Source organism: Pseudomonas laurentiana, from assembly GCF_014648275.1.
Lineage (GTDB): Bacteria > Pseudomonadota > Gammaproteobacteria > Pseudomonadales > Pseudomonadaceae > Aquipseudomonas > Aquipseudomonas laurentiana.
Map to the genome: position 1 here is coordinate 41,802 of NZ_BMQU01000019.1, position 18,461 is coordinate 60,262.

Below are 18,461 nucleotides of genomic sequence, written 5' to 3' on the forward strand. Positions count from 1 at the left end.
AGAGGCTACCTCACTGCGCTGCCGCGTTTATTGATCTATAGCAATGCCATGGTGCGGGGCCACGTATTCGGTGGCCTCGCCGTTGGCACTGTTTCAGCGCAGGCTGTAGGACACGCCAACATAGGCCCCGAAACCCTCGCCGGGTGTGGAGCGGGCGATGTCCTTACCTTGGTCGTTGTAGCCTGGCGTCACGGTGGCGGCGTACCGTTTGTTGGTCAGGTTGCGCAGGTCCAGCCAGGTTTGCCAGTCGTTTTTCGGCGCGTTGAAGCCGAATGTCGCCCCGAGCAGTGCATAGGCATCGGTTGGGTAAGAGTTGGCGTAGTCAACCTGTACCTTGGACGCCATCTGCGTATTGAGCCCGGCATAGAAGCCCGTCGGGTGATCGAAGCGCACCTCGGCCTGGTAGTAATGCATCGGGATGCCGGGCAAGCGGTTGTCACCGAAGACGTCGTCATCCCGGTAGTGGAAATCGCTGAAGGTGTAGGCTTGACGCAACGACACCTTGCCGACGGCAGCACGTTCCCAGAGCAGGCTATTGAGGCCGGCTTCGATGCCCTGGTGGATTGTAGGGCTGGCGTTGATTTCGGTAGCCGGATTGCCAGGCACGGTTTCTACGGCCAGCAACTCATGGCGTACTGCGGCGTAGTACCAGGCCAGGTCCCAACGACCCACTGCCGAGTCGCCACGGGCGCCAAGTTCAAGGGTGGTAGCGGTCTGATTTTGCAGTTCGACGGGGGTTTTCTGAAGTTTGGCGGCCGGGCCGCTGGCGAAGCGTTCGCTGGCACTCCAGATCAACGCCCACGGGTGTGGCGGCTCGACCGAGCGGCTGAGGTTGCCGTAGACCTCCAGTTGCGGGTTGAAGGCGTAACGCAGGCCGATGCGTGGGGCGTAGTCCCAGTCATGCTGGCTGACCTTGCCGCCATCGGCAGGGTAGCTGACATCACTTTCCCGGCGGGTGTAGATCAGCGCCAGGCCGGTGGTCAGCCACAGGTCTGGCATCAGCTCCAACTCGTTGCTGGCGTGCAATACGTTGTCAGAACCCTGATAGCTGAAGTCGCGGGTTTTGGTACCAATCGGGATGCCGACATTCTGACTCTGCTGGACGCGCACATACTCGGATGCGCCGCTATTGGGCAGATGCTTGGTCGAACGCCAGCCGATCGAAGTGTTGCTCTCGCGGTCGAACAGGGTGTCTCGACGGAAGTAGTTCAACGTACCACTGACATCGGTGTAGGCCACTTTCAGGCGGTTCAGGCCTTCACGCAGGTCCATCGGGTAGTCGTGATACACCAACCCGGCCTCCAGGCGTGAATCGTCATCCAGAAAGAAGGTGGTCTTGTTCGCCAGCCAGGTGCTGCCCGGCTGTGGGCGGCTGGCGTCACGGGAGAGGTAGGTTGGGTTCGCAGCCCGTGGATCATGCTTGATCTGTGCTTTGGTCAGGCGCCCGGCCAGGTCGTTCTCGGTTTCCCGATAACGCAGGTAGAAGCGGGTTTCCAGGTTCGGGTTGAAGCGGTAGCCGACATTGGCGGCGATGCCTTTGCTGCTGCCGCTGCTGTGATCCTGATAACCGTCGTATGCCGAGTCGGTCGCCGCCACGTAGTAATCCAGGTCGCCCAGCACCTGGCCGGAACTGATCTGGCGCTTCATGTAGCCGCGGCTGCCGGCTTCATAACGAACTTGCAGGGGCGCTGCGTCATACCCTGTGTGGGTGATGTAGTCGATGGCCCCGCCCAATGCCAGCGCGCCCTTGTCGAAGCCATTGGCGCCGCGCAGCACTTCGGCGCGGCTCAGCCACAGCGGTTCGAACAGTTCGTAGGGCGTACCACCGGGGCCAGTCAGTGGCAGGCCGTCGAACAGGGTATACACCCCGGAGCCGTGGCTGCCCGGTGCCCGGTTGATGCCCGAACCACGAATCGATAATTTGATCCCATCATTACCGGCGGACTGTGCAAATACGCCGGGCTGGTAGGCCAGCACATCCTGGTTGCTGGCAACCCGGCCTTGCTCGACCTGCTGCATGTCTACCAGATTGGTCCCGCCCGGCACCCGCTGCAGGCGCTCTTTGGCCGACGCCAGTTCGCTCTGTTCCTGTTCCTGAATCAGCACCTGACCCAGTTCGACAGCGTCGTCGGCCTGGACGGTGGTGGCGCAGACGAACAGCAGTGCCAGTGGAGAGCGTGGGAGGGCGGATCGCATTATCAAGAATTCCAGGTTATGAGGCGGCTATCTGACGCCGCAACTACCAGACGAAGCACAGTCGAGAAGCTGCACAGGTTGGCTTTGTCGGCGATGGGTATCCGGAAAACAAAACACCCCGCCGAGGCGGGGTGTCTGTTGTTACCGAAGCAATTGTTACCTGGGCGATCAACCGATCAGTTGAAACCCGGCGTGTTGGACCATGTCCAGCAGCGGTTGCGGGTACACGCCCAGCACGAAGGCCAGGATCGCGATGGCCAGCAGCATGACGCCGCCAGTACGCTGTTCCCAGTTCAGCGGAGCATCGTGGCGACGCAGGTTTGGCTCGATCAGGTACAGGGTAACCATGACGCGCAGGTAGTAGAACACGCCGATGGCGCTGCCCAGTACCAAGGCGCCAACCAGCCACCACAGTTGCGATTCGACACCGGTTGCAATGATGTAGAACTTGCCGATGAAGCCTGCGGTCAGCGGGATACCGGCGAGCGACAGCATCATTACGGTCAGTACGGCGGTCAGGTACGGACGGCGCCAGAACAGGCCGCGGTACTCGTACAGGGCGTCAGCGTCGCGGCCGTTGTACGGCGACGACATCAGGGTGATGACACCGAAGGCACCGAGGCTGGTGATCACGTAGGTGACCAGGTACACGCCGATGGCCTCCATCGCCAGGCCCTTGCTGGCCACCAGGGCAATCAGCAGGTAACCGAAGTGGGCGATGGACGAGTAACCGAGCAGACGCTTGAGGTTGCTCTGGGTCAGCGCCAACAGGTTACCGATCAGGATCGAGGCGACCGCGATGACCGACAGTACGGTGGTTAGCACACCGCTGCTGGCAGCCGGCGAGATCAGGAACAGGCGTACGACGACGGCGAATACTGCAACCTTGCTGGCGGTGGCCAGGAACGCTGCGACCGGTGCTGGTGCACCTTCGTAAACGTCCGGGGTCCACAGGTGGAACGGTACCAGCGACAGTTTGAATGCCAGGCCAACCAGCATCATGCCCAGGCCCAGTTGGGCCAGCAGGCTTGGCATGCCAGTGGCTGCCAGTGCCTTGCCAATACCGCTGAAGGTCAGGCTGCCAGCGTCAGCGTAGAGCAGTGCCATACCGAACAGCAGGAAGGCAGAGCCTGCGGCCGACAGCACCATGTACTTGATGCCGCCTTCCAGCGAACGCTTGTTGAAGAACGCGTAAGCCACCAGGCCATAGACCGGTACCGAGAGCAGCTCCAGGCCGATGAACAGGCCAGCCAGGTGCTGTGCACAGACCAGTACCAGGCCACCAAGGGCAGCCATCAGGATCAGCAGGTACAGTTCTTCACGGTTGCCTGGGTAGCCTTTGCCGCTTTTGCCTTCACCCAGGTAGGCGTGGGCGAGGGTTACGCAAGCCAGGGTGGCGACCAGGATCAGCGCCATGTACAGGCAGGCGAAGTTGTCGATGGTCAGCAGCGGGGTGACCGCCAGGGGCGTCACTTTCAAGGTCGGAATAATCGACAGCAGGGCCAGGTTCAGGCCTACGGTCGACAGCAGGAAGGTTTGCGAGTGATTGCGGCGCCAGGCGATGGCCAGCATCACCACAACAGTGGTGATACTGGTAATCAGCAGCGGCGCAAGCGCGATAAAGTGTTGAATCGTCAGGTCCATAGCGCTCTTACCGGGCCGAAGCGAGTTGAGTGAAAGCGGTGCCGAGCCAATGCTGCACACCACTCATGGTTGCGGCAGAGGTGTCGAGGAACGGCTGCGGGTAAACGCCCAGCAGGATCAGCAGGCCAGCCAGGCCCAGCACCATGATCATTTCGCGAGTGTCCATGCCGGCGAGGACTTCATCGGATTTCGCCGGGCCGAAGTAGGCACGGTGAATCATGATCAGCGAGTAGACCGAACCGAAGACCAGGCCGCTGGTCGCGATCACAGTCACCCATGGCGAGCTGACGAAGCTGCCGATCAGGATCAGGAACTCACCGACGAAGTTACCGGTACCTGGCAGGCCCAGCGATGCGGCGGCGAAGAACAGGCTGATGGCTGGCAGGTAAGCGATACGGTGCCACAGGCCGCCCATCTGACGCATGTCACGGGTGTGCAGGCGTTCGTACAGTTGGCCACTCAGGATAAAGAGTGCCGCAGCCGACAGACCGTGTGCGAGCATCTGGATCACCGCGCCTTGCAGGGCTTGCTGGCTGCCGGAGTAGATACCGATCAGCACGAAGCCCATGTGCGAGACGCTGGAGAACGCGATCAAGCGCTTGATGTCGGTCTGTGCGAAGGCCAGGAACGCACCGTAGAAAATCCCGATCAGACCCAGGGTCATGGCGATCGGCGCGAATTCCGCCGAGGCATTCGGGAACAGCGGCAGGGCGAAACGCAGCAGGCCGTAGGCAGCGGTTTTCAGCAAGATACCCGCCAGGTCCACGGAACCAGCGGTAGGTGCCTGGGCGTGAGCGTCAGGCAGCCAGGAGTGGAACGGTACAACCGGCAGTTTCACCGCGAAGGCGATGAAGAAGCCCAGCATCAGCAGGTACTCGGTACCGGCTGGCAGTTCGGCCTTGAGCAGTGTGCTGTAGTCGAAGGTCAGTACGCCGGTGGTGTTGTAGTTCACCAGTACCAGGCCCAGGATCGCCACCAACATGATCAGGCCGCTGGCCTGGGTGTAGATGAAGAACTTGGTTGCTGCGTAGATCCGGGTCTTCTTGCCGTCCGCCGAGCTGTGACCCCAGAGCGCGATGAGGAAATACATCGGCACCAGCATCATTTCCCAGAAGAAGAAGAACAGGAACAGGTCCAGGGCCAGGAACACCCCGACCACGCCGCCCAGGATCCACATCAGGTTGAGGTGGAAGAAGCCGACGTGGCGCTGGATCTCTTTCCACGAGCAGAGGACCGACAGCACACCGAGCAGGCCGGTGAGCAAGATCATCAGCAGCGACAGGCCGTCCAGGCCCAGGTGCAGGCTGATGCCGAAGCGCTCGATCCAGAGCACTTTGTATTCGACAGTCCAGGCAGGCTCGGCACCCGGTGCCGGGGCGAGCGTGTAGTCACCGTGGGCCCACAGCCAGAGGCCGATACCGAGCAACAGGGACATGGTCAGCAGCGCAATCCAGCGTGGCAGGGTGGCGCCGAAGCGCTCACCCAGCCAGCACAGCAGGCCGCCGATGAAGGGGATCAGGATCAGCCAAGGCAAAATCATGACGGGCTCAATTCCTTTCGCAAAGTCGCAAGGTTCATATCAGACCGCAGCCAACAACACAGCGCCGAGAACAATCACGGCACCTGCGGCGATCGAGGCGGTGTACCAGCGCAGCTGACCGGTTTCGGTACGGCTCATGGCAGCGTGGCCACCACGTGCCAGACGCGGCACCAGACCAATGCTGCGGTCAACCGGGTCCTTGCGCAGCACATGGCTGATCAGCAGGTAAGGTTTGACGAACAGCTTGTCGTAGATCCAGTCGAAGCCCCAGGCAGCGAACCACCAGGCCGACAACACGCGACCGATGCCGCTGTTGGCGATAGCTGTCACCAGGCGGCGTTTGCCCAGGAACAGCACGGCTGCCAGAAGGATGCCGGCGATGGCAATGGCGCCCGAAGCGATTTCCAGGCTGTGCTTGGCTTCGCCACCGGCATGGCCGGCGCTCTGCGGCAGTACACCGGCCAGTGGTGGATGAATCCAGGCACCGACGAAGGTGGACAGTACGATCAGCACGCCCAGCGGCAGCCAGTGGGAAATACCGTGGCCAGCATGGGCTTCGGTCTTGGCTTCGCCGTGGAAGGCGATGAAGATCAGGCGGAAGGTGTACAGCGAGGTCATGAAGGCACCGACCAGGCCGGCGTACAGCAGACCGTTGTTACCGCTGGCGAAGGCTTCCCAGAGGATTTCGTCCTTGGAGTAGAAACCGGCGGTCAGCAGCGGCAGGGCTGCCAGGGCGGCACCACCGACGATGAAGCTGGCGTAGGCCAGCGGCAGTTTCTTCCACAGGCCACCCATCTTGAAGATGTTCTGCTCGTGGTGGCAGGCAACGATGACGGCACCGGAGGCAAGGAACAGCAGGGCCTTGAAGAAGGCGTGGGTCATCAGGTGGAAGATCGCGCCTTCCCAGGCACCAACGCCCAGCGCCAGGAACATGTAGCCGATCTGGCTCATGGTCGAGTAGGCGAGGATACGCTTGATGTCGGTTTGAACCAGCGCGGCGAAACCGGCCAGTACCAGGGTGACACCGCCGACCACGCCGACCAGGTGCAGCACGTCCGGCGCAAGGGCGAACAGGCCGTGGGTACGGGCGATCAGGTAGACACCGGCGGTCACCATGGTTGCAGCGTGGATCAGTGCCGAAACCGGGGTTGGGCCCGCCATCGCGTCAGCCAGCCAGGTCTGCAGTGGCAGTTGGGCGGATTTACCAACCGCACCGCCCAGCAGCATCAGGGTGGCCATGACGATCCAGAAGTCACCGGCCTTGAAGTGCTCCGGTGCGCGCACCAGCAGTTCCTGGACGTTCAGGGTGCCCAGTTGCTGGAACAGGATGAACAGGCCGATGGCCATGAACACGTCGCCGATACGGGTCACGATGAAGGCTTTGAGTGCTGCGTTACCGTTGTTGCGGTTGCTGTAGTAGAAACCGATCAACAGGTAGGAGCACAGGCCCACGCCTTCCCAACCGAAGTAGATGAACAGCAGGTTGTCGCCCAGGATCAGGAACAACATGCTGGCAATGAACAGGTTGGTGTAGGCGAAGAAGCGCGAGTAGCCCGCTTCACCGCGCATGTACCAGGAGGCAAACAGGTGGATCAGGAAGCCGACGCCGACCACCACACCCAGCATGGTGACCGACAGGCCATCCAGGTACAGGGTGAAGTTGGGTGCGAAGCCGTCTACCGACATCCACTGCCACAGCAGCTGGCTGTACGCGCCGCCTGCAGGCGGTGCAACGTTGAACTGCCAGATCACGTAGGCCGCGACGATGGCCGAGAGGCCTACCGAGCCAACGCCGATCAGCGCCGAGAGGTTCTCCGAGAACCGTCCGCGCGAGAACGACAGCAGCAGGAAGCCGATCAGGGGAAATACGAAAGTCAGAAAGAGAAGGTTCATCCGCGCATCTCACTGGCTGCATCGATATCGAGAGTGTGGAAGCGGCGATACAGCTGCAACAGGATCGCCAGGCCAATACTGGCCTCGGCGGCTGCCAGGCTGATCACCAGGATGAACATGATCTGTCCATCCGGCTGCGCCCAACGGCTGCCCGCGACAATGAACGCCAGTGCCGAGGCGTTCATCATGATTTCCAGGCTCATCAGCACGAAAAGAATGTTGCGGCGCACCATCAGCCCGACCAGACCGAGGCAGAACAGGATGCCGGCGACGGCCAGGCCATGTTCGAGAGGAATTGCAGGCATGTCGTTACTCCTTCGCCTCGTTGCGGCCGAGATGGAATGCCGTTACCGCTGCGGCGAGCAGCAGCATCGAGGCCAGTTCCACCACCAGCAGGTAAGGGCCGAACAGGCTGATGCCAACGGCCTTGGCATCGACAGTGGTGTGGCCGATGCCGACACCGCTTTGATTGCCGAACAGCACATAGAGCAGTTCCAGCAGCAGCAGGGCGCCGAGGAACACCGGCCCCGCCCAGATACCGGGCTTGAGCCAGTCGCGCTCCTGGCGAACCGAAGCCGGCCCCAGGTTGAGCATCATCACCACGAAGACGAACAGCACCATGATGGCGCCAGCGTAGGCGATCACTTCCAGTACGCCGGCAAACGGCGCGCCGAGGGCGAAGAACGTCATCGCCACCGAGATCAGGGAAATGATCAGGTAGAGCAGGGCGTGTACCGGGTTGGTGTTGGTGATCACCCGAAGGGTGGACACCACAGCGACACCGGATGCGAAATAGAAAGCGAATTCCATCTTTCTTCCTTAAGGGAGCAAGCTCTTCACGTTGATCGGCTCGGCTTCGTTCTGCGCAGCGCCTTTCGGCTTGCCGGCAACTGCCATACCTGCAACACGGTAGAAGTTGTAATCAGGGTTCTTGCCGGGACCGGAGATCAGCAGATCTTCTTTCTCGTACACCAGATCCTGACGTTTGAACTCGGCCATTTCGAAATCCGGCGTCAGCTGGATCGCGGTGGTCGGGCAGGCTTCCTCGCAGAGGCCGCAGAAAATGCAGCGCGAGAAGTTGATGCGGAAGAACTCGGGGTACCAGCGACCGTCGTCGGTTTCGGCCTTCTGCAGCGAGATGCAACCGACCGGGCAGGCCACGGCACACAGGTTGCACGCTACACAGCGCTCTTCGCCATCGGGATCGCGGGTCAGGACGATGCGACCACGGTAGCGTGGTGGCAGGTAGACCGGCTCTTCCGGGTATTGCAGGGTGTCGCGTTTGCGGAACCCGTGGGAGAACACCATCACCAGGCTGCGCAGCTGGGTGTAGGTGCCTTTGATGATGTCAAAAATGTACTTCATGCTCTATATCCTCACTGAACCGCGCCGGCCGGCGTGTTCAACAACACGAGCGCGGCGGTCACCAGCAGGTTGATCAGGGTCAGCGGCAGGCAGAACTTCCAGCTGAAGTCCATCACCTGGTCATAGCGCGGGCGCGGAATCGAGGCGCGCAGCAGGATGAACAGCATGATGAAGAACGCGGTCTTCAGGGCAAACCAGAGGAACGGCAGTTGCGGCAGGATGCCGAACGGGCCGTGCCAGCCACCGAAGAACAGCGTTACCAGCAGCGCCGAGATCAGGATGATGCCGATGTACTCACCGACGAAGAACATGCCCCATTTCATACCGGCATATTCAATGTGGTAACCGTCGGCCAGTTCCTGTTCCGCTTCCGGTTGGTCGAAGGGGTGACGGTGAGTCACGGCAACGCCAGCGATGAAGAAGGTGCAGAAGCCAAAGAACTGCGGAATGATGAACCACAGGTTCTGTGCCTGGTAGTCGACGATGTCGCGCATGTTGAACGAACCAACCTGCGCCACGATGCCCATCAGCGCCAGGCCCATGAACACTTCGTACGAAACGGTCTGGGCCGAAGCCCGCAGGCTGCCGAGCAGCGCGTACTTGTTGTTCGACGACCAACCGGCGAACAGTACGGCGTAGACCGACAGACCGGCCATGGCGAAGAAGAACAGCAGGCCGATGTTCAGGTCCGCGACACCCCAGGTCGGGGTGATCGGGATGATCGCGAAGGCAATCAGCAGAGCACTCATGGCCACGACCGGCGCCAGGGTGAAGATCACCTTGTCGACGAAGGGTGGGTTCCAGTCCTCCTTGAAGAACATCTTCAGCATGTCGGCAGCAATCTGGAACATGCCGAATGGGCCGACGCGGTTCGGACCGTAACGGTCCTGCCACCAACCCAGCAGGCGCCGCTCGACGAAGCTGAGCAGCGCGCCGCAGACCACCACGGCCAGCAAGACCACGATGGCCTTGACGACGGTGATGATCACATCGATCACTTCAGGGGTGAACCAGGTCATTGTGCTGCCTCCTGCAGGCCTTCGACGGTGTGACCGAAGATGGCTGGCGGGATACCGGCCAGGCCTTTCGGCAGGGCAACCAGGCCAGCGCCCAGTTCCTCATTGATACGCAGCGGCAGACGCAGGGTCTGGCCGGCGACGTTCAGGCTGAGCATGGCGCCGTCGTTGACACCCAGGCGGTCGGCTTCGGACTTGGCCAGTGCGACGTAGGCTTGCGGGATACGCTCTTGCACCGGTGCTGCGCGCGAAGAGTTCTCTTCACTGCCGAACAGGTGGTAGAACGGTACGGCCTGCCAGGTACCACGCGCTGGTGCGAATGCGCCTGGAATGCTGGCGAACCAGTTCAGCTTGTCGCCCTGGCTTTCGATCAGGCGGGTGCCCGGGTCGCCAGCGCGCAGGTGACCACCGACTTCGTCCTGGAACTTGTTCCAGGCTTGAGGCGAGTTCCAGCCCGGAGACCAGGCAAACGGCACTTGCTGACGCGGTTCAACCGAACCCGAATAACCTTCCATGGAGAAGGCGAATGCGGTGTCCTGGTCTTGTGGGGTACGCGGCTCATGTACGCTGATGTTGGCGCGCATGGCGGTACGACCGGAGTAGCGCAGCGGCTCGCGGGCCAGTTTCAGGCCTTTGATACGGAATGCCGCCGACGGTGCCGCATTGACGATGCCGGCCAGTTGCGGTGCCGCTGTTGCGCAGGCGCTGGTGACATGGTCCAGTTGGGTCCAGTCCACCGGCTTGTTCAGCAGGGTCGAGCGCAGGGCGTGCATCCAGCGCCAGCCTTCGTGAACCAGGATCGAGGCGTCCATGTAGGTCGGATCGAACACCTGGAAGAAACGCTGGGCGCGGCCTTCGAGGCTGACCAGGGTCCCGTCGCCTTCAGCGAAGGTCGCAGCAGGCAGCACCAGGTGGGCGCGGTCAGTGGTCGGGGTCTTCTGGTGGTCCGCCACGATGACAACCTTGGCGGCCGCCAGTGCAGCATCGACCTTGGCCGCTGGCAGGCGGCTGTACAGGTCGTTTTCCAGTACGACGATGGCGTCGGCTTTACCGGCAATCACGGCGTCCAGCGCGGCATCGGCCGAGTCACCGCCGAGCATGGCGAGCCCCAGGCTGTTGGCTTCGGGGACGACCAGGCTCAGGGAGCCATTCTTCTCGCGCAGCTTCAGGGCCTTGGCGATGTTGGCGGCGGCTTCGATCAGGGCCTTGGAGCCCAGCGAAGTACCAGCAACGACCAGTGGGCGGTTGGCAGCGACCAGGGCATCGGCAATGCGCTTGGCCAGGGCCAGGGCTTCGGCGTCCAGGCCTTCAACGGCAGGGGCGCTTGGGTCGATGGCGTGGGCGACAGCGAAACCGAGGCGAGCCAGGTCATCCGGGGAGGCGTGTACGCATTCTTCGGCGACGTCATCGAGCTTGGTTTCGGCTAGGCTGGCGATGAACAGCGGGTACATGGCGTGCTGGCCGATGTTCTTCACCGCAGCGTCGAGCCAAGGCTGAACACGCATGGCGTCGGCCATGGCCTCGGCCTTGCCCTTGACCGACTGGCGCAGGGCCAGGGCAACGCGGGCAGCGGTTTGGGTCAGGTCTTCACCGAGGACGAACACGGCGTCGTGATCTTCCATCTCGCGCAGGGTTGGCACCGGCAGCGGGCTGTCGTTCAACACTTGCAGGACCAGGCGAACGTTTTCCAGTTCAGCCGCTTCCATACCCGAGTAGAAGTGCTCGGCACCGACCAGCTCGCGCAGGCCGTAGTTGCTTTCCAGGCTGGCGCGTGGCGAACCGATACCGACGATGTTGCGACCACGCAGCATATCGGCGGCTTTATCCAGGGCGGCGTCCAGGCTCAGTTTCTGGCCATTGGCGAGCAGCGGCTGGCGAGGGCGGTCTTCACGGTTGACGTAGCCATAGCCGAAACGACCACGGTCGCACAGGAAGTACTGGTTGACGGAGCCGTTGAAGCGGTTCTCGATACGACGCAGTTCGCCATAACGCTCGCCCGGGCTGATGTTGCAACCGCTGGAGCAGCCATGGCAGATGCTCGGGGCGAACTGCATGTCCCACTTGCGGTTGTAGCGCTCGGAGTGCGTCTTGTCGGTGAACACGCCGGTCGGGCAGACCTCGGTCAGGTTGCCGGAGAATTCGCTTTCCAGCGCACCGTCTTCGACGCGACCGAAATAGACGTTGTCGTGGGCACCGAAAACGCCCAGGTCAGTACCGCCAGCGTAGTCCTTGTAGTAACGCACGCAACGGTAGCAGGCGATGCAGCGGTTCATCTCGTGAGCGATGAACGGGCCGAGTTCCTGGTTCTGGTGGGTACGCTTGGTAAAACGGTAGCGGCGCTCGTTGTGGCCGGTCATCACCGTCATGTCTTGTAGGTGGCAGTGACCGCCTTCCTCACAGACCGGGCAGTCGTGTGGGTGGTTGGTCATCAGCCATTCGACGACGCTGGCGCGGAACACCTTGGCTTCTTCGTCGTCAATGGAGATCCAGCTGCCATCGGTGGCCGGGGTCATGCAGGACATGACGATACGACCACGCTTGTCGTTCTCGTCGGTGTACTGCTTGACCGCGCACTGGCGGCAAGCACCGACGCTACCGAGCGCCGGGTGCCAGCAGAAATAAGGAATGTCGAGGCCGAGCGACAGACAGGCCTGTAACAGGTTGTCTGCGCCGTTGACTTCGAGCTCTTTGCCGTCTACGTGGATAGTGGCCATGGTTCAAAGTTCTTCGTTGGCCCGCGTCTGCGGGCGTGGCTAATGGAAAACTGTGTGCTTGCAGCCCGCGACAGGCGGACCCGGGCGAGCAGTGCAAGCAGCGGGTGGCACGGACCACCCGCGTTCTATTCGTTATGCGCCGACGACGATCGGCTTCGCCAGGTCCGGGCGCACGCCTGCGTTCGCAGCAATGCCAGCCTCGAATTCCGGGCGGAAATATTTGATCGCGCTGCCCAATGGCTCCACGGCACCCGGTGCGTGCGCACAGAAGGTCTTGCCTGGGCCGAGGAAACCGACCAGACCCAGCAGGGTCTCGATGTCGCCCTGCTGGCCCTGGCCTTTCTCGAGGGCGCGCAGGAGCTTGACGCTCCATGGCAGGCCGTCGCGGCACGGGGTGCAGAAACCACAGGATTCACGGGCAAAGAACTCTTCCATGTTGCGCAGCAGCGAGACCATGTTGACGCTGTCGTCCACGGCCATGGCCAGGCCAGTACCCATACGGGTGCCAACCTTGGCAATGCCACCGGCGTACATTTGTGCGTCCAGGTGCTCAGGCAGCAGGAAACCGGTACCGGCACCACCAGGTTGCCAGCACTTGAGCTTGAAGCCGTCGCGCATGCCACCGGCATAGTCTTCGAACAGTTCGCGAGCGCTGACGCCGAATGGCAGTTCCCACAGGCCAGGGTTCTTCACCTTGCCGGAGAAGCCCATCAGCTTGGTACCGTGGTCTTCACTGCCTTCGCGGGCCAGCGACTTGTACCAGTCGATGCCGTTGCCGACGATCGCCGGCACGTTGCACAGTGTCTCGACGTTGTTCACGCAGGTCGGCTTGCCCCAGACGCCAACGGCGGCAGGGAAGGGCGGCTTGGAGCGTGGGTTGGCGCGGCGGCCTTCGAGGGAGTTGATCAGTGCGGTTTCTTCACCGCAGATGTAACGACCGGCACCGGTGTGGACGAACAGCTCGAAGTCAAAGCCGCTGCCGAGGATGTTCTTGCCCAGCAGGCCGGCAGCCTTGGCTTCTTCGACCGCACGGTTCAGGTGCGCGGCAGCAGTGACGTATTCGCCACGCAGGAAGATGTAGCCACGGTAGGCTTTCAGCGCACGGGCGCTGATCAGCATGCCTTCGATCAGCAGATGGGGCAGTTGCTCCATCAGCATGCGGTCTTTCCAGGTGTTGGGTTCCATTTCATCCGCGTTGCACAGCAGGTAGCGGATGTTCATGGATTCGTCTTTGGGCATCAGGCCCCATTTGACGCCAGTCGGGAAGCCCGCACCACCACGGCCCTTGAGGCCGGAGTCCTTGACGGTCTGGACGATGTCGTCCTGGGACATTTGCCCCAGTGCCTTGCGGGCGGCAGCGTAGCCGTCCTTGGCCTGGTATTCGTCGAGCCACACCGGCTGGCCGTCATCGCGCAGACGCCAGGTCAGCGGGTGGGTTTCGGCGGTGCGGGCGATGCGGTTGGCAGGCCCGAAGGAGGTAAGGGTCATACGTAGCCCTCCAGCAGTTTGGAGACGCCGGCCGGCTGTACATCGCCGAAGGTGTCGTCATCGATCATCAGCGCCGGGGCCTTGTCGCAGTTACCCAGGCAGCACACTGGCAGCAAGGTGAAGCGACCGTCTGGCGTGGTCTGGCCGAGGCCAATGCCCAGTTCGCTCTGGATCTGGCTGACGACCGACTCGTGGCCACCGATGTAGCAGACCATGCTGTCGCAGACACGGATGATGTGCCGGCCGACAGGCTGACGGAAGATCTGGCTGTAGAAGGTTGCGACGCCTTCGACATCGCTGGCCGGGATGCCCAGGATCTCGCCGATGGCGTAGACCGCACCGTCAGGCACCCAGCCGCGTTCTTTCTGAACGATCTTCAGGGCTTCGATGGACGCCGCGCGCGGGTCCTCGTAGTGATGCATCTCGTGCTCGATGGCCGAGCGCTCGGTTTCGCTCAGGGCGAAACGGTCGGTTTGGATAAGCGTGCTATTCATGCTTAGCGGTCCACGTCAGCCATAACGAAGTCGATACTGCCCAGGTACGCAATGAGGTCCGCGACCATGCTGCCGCGGATCACCGAAGGGATCTGCTGCAGGTGCGGGTAGCTCGGGGTACGAATCCGGGTGCGGTAGCTCATGGTGCCGCCATCGCTCGTCAGGTAGTAACTGTTGATACCCTTGGTCGCTTCGATCATCTGGAAGGATTCGTTGGCCGGCATGACCGGGCCCCACGAAACTTGCAGGAAGTGCGTGATCAGGGTTTCGATGTGCTGCAGGGTGCGCTCTTTCGGTGGCGGCGTGGTCAGCGGGTGATCCGCCTTGTACGGGCCTTCCGGCATGTTGCGCATGCACTGGTCGATGATGCGGATACTCTGGCGCATCTCTTCAACGCGGACCATGCAACGGTCGTAGGCATCGCCGTTGTGAGCCAGCGGCACTTCGAACTCGAAGTTCTCGTAGCCCGAGTAAGGGCGGGCCTTACGCAGGTCGAAGTCGAGGCCGGTGGAACGCAGGCCAGCACCAGTGACACCCCACTCCAGGGCTTCCTTGGTGTTGTACTGGGCAACGCCGATGGTACGACCGCGCAGGATACTGTTCTGCAGGGCGGCTTTTTCGTACTCGTCCAGGCGCTTGGGCAGCCAGTCGACGAAGTCCTTGACCAGACGGTCCCAGCCACGTGGCAGGTCGTGGGCGACGCCGCCGATGCGGTACCAGGCCGGGTGCAGGCGGAAGCCGGTGATCGCTTCGATCACGGTGTAGGCGCGCTGACGGTCGGTGAAGGTGAAGAACACCGGGGTCATGGCGCCGACGTCCTGGATGTAGGTACCCAGGAACAGCAGGTGGCTGGTGATCCGGAAGAACTCGGCCATCATGATGCGGATGACGTCGACCTTCTGCGGTACCTTGATGCCGGCCAGCTTCTCGACGGCCAGTACATACGGCAGGTTGTTCATCACGCCGCCGAGGTAGTCGATACGGTCGGTGTAAGGAATGAAGCTGTGCCAGGACTGACGCTCGGCCATCTTCTCGGCACCACGGTGGTGGTAACCGATGTCGGGAACGCAGTCGACGATCTCTTCGCCGTCCAGTTGCAGGACGATACGGAAGGCACCGTGAGCCGAAGGGTGGTTCGGGCCCAGGTTGAGGAACATGTAGTCCTCGTTCGCACCGGAACGTTTCATGCCCCAGGCTTCAGGGTTGAAGCGCGCGGCTTCTTCCTCAAGCTGCTGCTTGGCCAGGTTCAGGCTGTACGGGTCGAACTCGGTGGCGCGGGCAGGGAAGTCCTTGCGCAGCGGGTGACCTTCCCAGGTCGGCGGCATCATGATGCGGGTCAGGTGCGGGTGGCCGGCAAAGTCGATGCCGAACATGTCCCAGACTTCACGCTCGTACCAGTTGGCGTTTGGCCAGATACCGGTGACGGTTGGCAAGCTCAGGTCGCTCTCAGACAGGGCAACCTTGATCATTACGTCACTATTACGTTCGATCGAGAGCAGGTGGTAGAACACACTGAAATCGGCGCCCGGCAAGCCACGGCGCTGGGTACGCAGACGCTCGTCCACACCGTGCAGGTCATACAGCATGACATACGGTTTGGGCAGGTTGCGCAGGAACGTCAGTACTTCGATCAGCTTGGCGCGGGTCACCCACAGCACAGGCATGCCGGTGCGGGTTTCCTGGGCGGTGAACGCCTCTGGGCCAAAACGATTGTTCAGTTCGACGACCACATCCTGGTCGTCAGCCTTGTAAGGCGGGATGTAAATAGCGGTGTCCGCTGTCATGGTCTCGGTCGCTTTCGGTCAACGTAGAGAATGAAGCCAGGCCGCCTGTTCCGCAGAGCAGGCAGCAGGTCGCTGGATCAGACTTCGTCGGGGCTGCGCAGGTTGGTGACCTGGATGCGCTGTTCACGACGCTGCTCTTTCTGCGACGGCATCTCGGCGCGGTATACGCCTTGATCACCGACAACCCAGGAAAGAGGGCGACGCTCCTGGCCAATCGACTCCTGCAACAACATCAGGCCTTGCAGGAATGCTTCAGGGCGAGGCGGGCAGCCAGGCACGTAGACATCCACGGGGAGGAACTTGTCGACCCCCTGAACGACCGAGTAAATGTCGTACATGCCGCCAGAGTTTGCGCACGAACCCATGGAGATGACCCACTTGGGTTCGAGCATCTGCTCGTACAGGCGCTGAATGATCGGCGCCATTTTGATGAAGCAGGTGCCAGCGACGACCATGAAGTCGGCCTGACGCGGTGATGCCCGGATGACTTCGGCGCCGAAGCGGGCGATGTCGTGGGGCGCCGTGAAGGCCGTGGTCATTTCCACGTAGCAGCAGGAGAGGCCGAAGTTATAAGGCCACAGGGAGTTTTTACGCCCCCAGTTCACCGCACCACTGAGCACATCTTCAAGTTTGCCCATGAAGATGTTCTTGTGGACCTGGTCCTCTAGCAGCGAATCGGAGACGGTTTCCCGTTCTCCGATTGGGTACTGCTCGTTAGGCGCATCCGGATCGATTCTGGTGAGATTGTATTGCATTGCCAAAGCCTCATTGTTTCAGCTTCGCTTGCCGCTTGCGACGACCTACGGGAGCCCAATCGAGCGCCCCTACTCGCCAAAGGTAGACAAGACCTGCCAACAGAATTGCTATGAAAACGAGTGCTTCGACGAATCCGGTCCAGCCGCTTTCGCGGACAGACACAGACCATGCAAAGAGAAAGAGGGCTTCGATATCGAAGATCACGAACAGCATCGCGACCAGATAGAATTTTGCCGAGAGGCGCAGGCGTGCGCTGCCGGTAGGCAGCATGCCGGATTCAAAGGGTTCGTTCTTGCTGCGGCCCCAGGCCTTGCTGCCGAGCAGGCTGGACAGACCGAGCATGAAGGCGCACAGGCCGACGACACCCAAAAGGAAAATGGCAAAGCCCCAGTTGTGGGCGATGAGTCCTGTCGAATCGGGCATGCTGAAAATCCTTAACAGAGCGCTTGGGTCTCTGAGCTTGAAAGAAGTAGAGCAGTGACGATATGTCGCAGCGGGATCTATCGCGCTGATTTTATGGGTAAAGCGGGTGCAAGTAAAATTTCTGCAGCAAATTAATTCGTTAGATTAAGAACAAAAATCTTTCGTATCACGCTGCAGGCCGCATAGGCTGGGCATTGCCTCACCTTTTGTTAATTATGTTTCTTGCTTGGTGTAATGAACGACAAGATTGTTAATGATAATTGATATCATTTAAGGCCGCTGTTTAATAGCGCTTCCTGTTGCCTGGAAAGTTCCAGCGCATAGTGTGGCAGCCATAATTCCCTGCGTTTACCTTTTTAGCAGCTTTTCCCCCGGATTGTGCCGCCTTGGATCAATGCTTTGGCGGGTTGGTGTGGCGTTACAGTCAATAGCCACGCGCGATGTCGGGCCTTCCTGGCCCTCGGTCCTCACCAGGCATCCCTGCCTGGCACTCAGCTACCAAGCGAAGCAGCGAGCCTCTGCTTCTCAGTGCGCCTAGTGGGGTGCGAGGCAAGGATGCCTCGCACGTGCTGATGGGGCATGGATGGCCCGTCGGCGCGTCCACACGGGAGCGATGGCGTAAAGACGGCACCCGAAGCGCAGCGTAGGGCCGGATGTCGGGACAGGGCGTTTTGCCCACTTTTGCGCCCTATCAAAAGTGGGTCGCTGTAAAAGGCGAAACCAGCCGCTGGTGCCGCTGCAGGGAATGGATATGTTCACGAGGTGGGTGCCAATTGCCACAAACATGCGTCGCCCCTGATGACGGCAGGCATATCCGTTTGCGATGTTGGGTTTGATGCCCCGTTCCGCCCTTACGGCGTGTCACTTTTGAGGGCAAAAGTGACCAAAACCCCTCGTCCCAACATCCGGCCCTCCGCTGCGCTACGGGTCCTCTCACTCCGGCAGTGCTCCCGCCGGGACCGTGCTGAAGGGCCTTCCTGGCCCTCAGCCCTTGCCAGGCATCCCTGCCTGGCACCCAGCTACGCACCGCCTGCGTTCGACCTCCTGAAGGGACAATTTGGCAGCGCCTGCAAGTTCAACGCATGAAAAAGCAACGCCGAAAAGCCCTCGCGTTCCCGGACAAGCGAAGCCGAGAGCATCTGCTTCTC

General features: G+C 61.3%; 14 protein-coding genes. All 14 read right to left on the reverse strand.

Annotation, left to right across the window (positions count from 1 at the left end; genetic code table 11):
* Positions 1 to 93 precede the first annotated feature (93 nt).
* Positions 94 to 2,196 carry a TonB-dependent receptor family protein gene (locus IE038_RS18630; RefSeq protein WP_163932088.1) on the reverse strand — a complete coding sequence of 701 codons (2,103 nt, stop codon included), beginning with the start codon at positions 2,194 to 2,196 and terminating at the stop codon, positions 94 to 96.
* 168 nt (positions 2,197 to 2,364) lie between these two features.
* Positions 2,365 to 3,840, reverse strand: coding sequence for an NADH-quinone oxidoreductase subunit NuoN (gene nuoN / locus IE038_RS18635; protein ID WP_163932085.1), 1,476 nt, complete (start codon positions 3,838 to 3,840; stop codon positions 2,365 to 2,367).
* A gap of 7 nt (positions 3,841 to 3,847) precedes the next feature.
* A complete protein-coding gene (nuoM, locus tag IE038_RS18640; protein ID WP_189396087.1) occupies positions 3,848 to 5,380 on the reverse strand; it encodes an NADH-quinone oxidoreductase subunit M in 1,533 nt (510 codons plus the stop codon).
* Positions 5,381 to 5,419: 39 nt separating this feature from the next.
* Positions 5,420 to 7,273, reverse strand: coding sequence for an NADH-quinone oxidoreductase subunit L (gene nuoL, locus IE038_RS18645; protein WP_065758532.1), 1,854 nt, complete (start codon positions 7,271 to 7,273; stop codon positions 5,420 to 5,422).
* Complete coding sequence (nuoK, locus tag IE038_RS18650; protein ID WP_028944232.1) at positions 7,270 to 7,578, reverse strand: NADH-quinone oxidoreductase subunit NuoK; 309 nt, start codon at positions 7,576 to 7,578, stop codon at positions 7,270 to 7,272. Before nuoK ends, nuoL begins: the two co-directional genes overlap by 4 nt.
* 4 nt (positions 7,579 to 7,582) lie before the next feature.
* The gene (nuoJ, locus tag IE038_RS18655; protein WP_065758533.1) at positions 7,583 to 8,083 is read right to left on the reverse strand and encodes an NADH-quinone oxidoreductase subunit J; all 501 of its coding nucleotides are present in this window, start codon (positions 8,081 to 8,083) and stop codon (positions 7,583 to 7,585) included.
* A 9-nt stretch (positions 8,084 to 8,092) separates the two neighbouring features.
* Positions 8,093 to 8,638 carry an NADH-quinone oxidoreductase subunit NuoI gene (gene nuoI / locus IE038_RS18660; RefSeq protein WP_065758534.1) on the reverse strand — a complete coding sequence of 182 codons (546 nt, stop codon included), beginning with the start codon at positions 8,636 to 8,638 and terminating at the stop codon, positions 8,093 to 8,095.
* A gap of 11 nt (positions 8,639 to 8,649) precedes the next feature.
* The gene (gene nuoH / locus IE038_RS18665; protein ID WP_065758535.1) at positions 8,650 to 9,657 is read right to left on the reverse strand and encodes an NADH-quinone oxidoreductase subunit NuoH; all 1,008 of its coding nucleotides are present in this window, start codon (positions 9,655 to 9,657) and stop codon (positions 8,650 to 8,652) included.
* A complete protein-coding gene (gene nuoG / locus IE038_RS18670) occupies positions 9,654 to 12,368 on the reverse strand; it encodes an NADH-quinone oxidoreductase subunit NuoG (RefSeq protein ID WP_189396088.1) in 2,715 nt (904 codons plus the stop codon). Before nuoG ends, nuoH begins: the two co-directional genes overlap by 4 nt.
* A 132-nt stretch (positions 12,369 to 12,500) precedes the next feature.
* Complete coding sequence (nuoF, locus tag IE038_RS18675; RefSeq protein WP_065758537.1) at positions 12,501 to 13,856, reverse strand: NADH-quinone oxidoreductase subunit NuoF; 1,356 nt, start codon at positions 13,854 to 13,856, stop codon at positions 12,501 to 12,503.
* Positions 13,853 to 14,350 carry an NADH-quinone oxidoreductase subunit NuoE gene (gene nuoE, locus IE038_RS18680; RefSeq protein ID WP_065758538.1) on the reverse strand — a complete coding sequence of 166 codons (498 nt, stop codon included), beginning with the start codon at positions 14,348 to 14,350 and terminating at the stop codon, positions 13,853 to 13,855. The genes nuoF and nuoE overlap by 4 nt, the downstream gene beginning before the upstream one ends.
* 2 nt (positions 14,351 to 14,352) lie before the next feature.
* Positions 14,353 to 16,134: an NADH-quinone oxidoreductase subunit C/D gene (nuoC, locus tag IE038_RS18685; RefSeq protein WP_163932083.1), complete on the reverse strand. Its 1,782-nt coding sequence runs from the start codon at positions 16,132 to 16,134 to the stop codon at positions 14,353 to 14,355.
* A 77-nt stretch (positions 16,135 to 16,211) separates the two neighbouring features.
* Positions 16,212 to 16,889, reverse strand: a complete 678-nt coding sequence (locus IE038_RS18690; RefSeq protein ID WP_065758540.1) for an NADH-quinone oxidoreductase subunit B — start codon at positions 16,887 to 16,889, stop codon at positions 16,212 to 16,214.
* A gap of 10 nt (positions 16,890 to 16,899) precedes the next feature.
* Positions 16,900 to 17,313 carry an NADH-quinone oxidoreductase subunit A gene (locus IE038_RS18695; RefSeq protein ID WP_065758541.1) on the reverse strand — a complete coding sequence of 138 codons (414 nt, stop codon included), beginning with the start codon at positions 17,311 to 17,313 and terminating at the stop codon, positions 16,900 to 16,902.
* Positions 17,314 to 18,461: the final 1,148 nt, after the last annotated feature.

Bases quoted from the DNA above. Each gene is read 5' to 3' on its own strand.
- nuoF (WP_065758537.1), bottom strand. From the start codon at position 13,856: ATGACCCTTACCTCCTTCGGGCCTGCCAACCGCATCGCCCGCACCGCC.
- nuoE (WP_065758538.1), bottom strand. From the start codon at position 14,350: ATGAATAGCACGCTTATCCAAACCGACCGTTTCGCCCTGAGCGAAACC.
- nuoI (WP_065758534.1), bottom strand. From the start codon at position 8,638: ATGAAGTACATTTTTGACATCATCAAAGGCACCTACACCCAGCTGCGC.
- nuoH (WP_065758535.1), bottom strand. From the start codon at position 9,657: ATGACCTGGTTCACCCCTGAAGTGATCGATGTGATCATCACCGTCGTC.
- nuoK (WP_028944232.1), bottom strand. From the start codon at position 7,578: ATGCCTGCAATTCCTCTCGAACATGGCCTGGCCGTCGCCGGCATCCTG.
- nuoL (WP_065758532.1), bottom strand. From the start codon at position 7,273: ATGAACCTTCTCTTTCTGACTTTCGTATTTCCCCTGATCGGCTTCCTG.
- nuoN (WP_163932085.1), bottom strand. From the start codon at position 3,840: ATGGACCTGACGATTCAACACTTTATCGCGCTTGCGCCGCTGCTGATT.
- IE038_RS18690 (WP_065758540.1), bottom strand. From the start codon at position 16,889: ATGCAATACAATCTCACCAGAATCGATCCGGATGCGCCTAACGAGCAG.
- nuoG (WP_189396088.1), bottom strand. From the start codon at position 12,368: ATGGCCACTATCCACGTAGACGGCAAAGAGCTCGAAGTCAACGGCGCA.
- nuoC (WP_163932083.1), bottom strand. From the start codon at position 16,134: ATGACAGCGGACACCGCTATTTACATCCCGCCTTACAAGGCTGACGAC.
- nuoM (WP_189396087.1), bottom strand. From the start codon at position 5,380: ATGATTTTGCCTTGGCTGATCCTGATCCCCTTCATCGGCGGCCTGCTG.
- nuoJ (WP_065758533.1), bottom strand. From the start codon at position 8,083: ATGGAATTCGCTTTCTATTTCGCATCCGGTGTCGCTGTGGTGTCCACC.
- IE038_RS18695 (WP_065758541.1), bottom strand. From the start codon at position 17,313: ATGCCCGATTCGACAGGACTCATCGCCCACAACTGGGGCTTTGCCATT.
- IE038_RS18630 (WP_163932088.1), bottom strand. From the start codon at position 2,196: ATGCGATCCGCCCTCCCACGCTCTCCACTGGCACTGCTGTTCGTCTGC.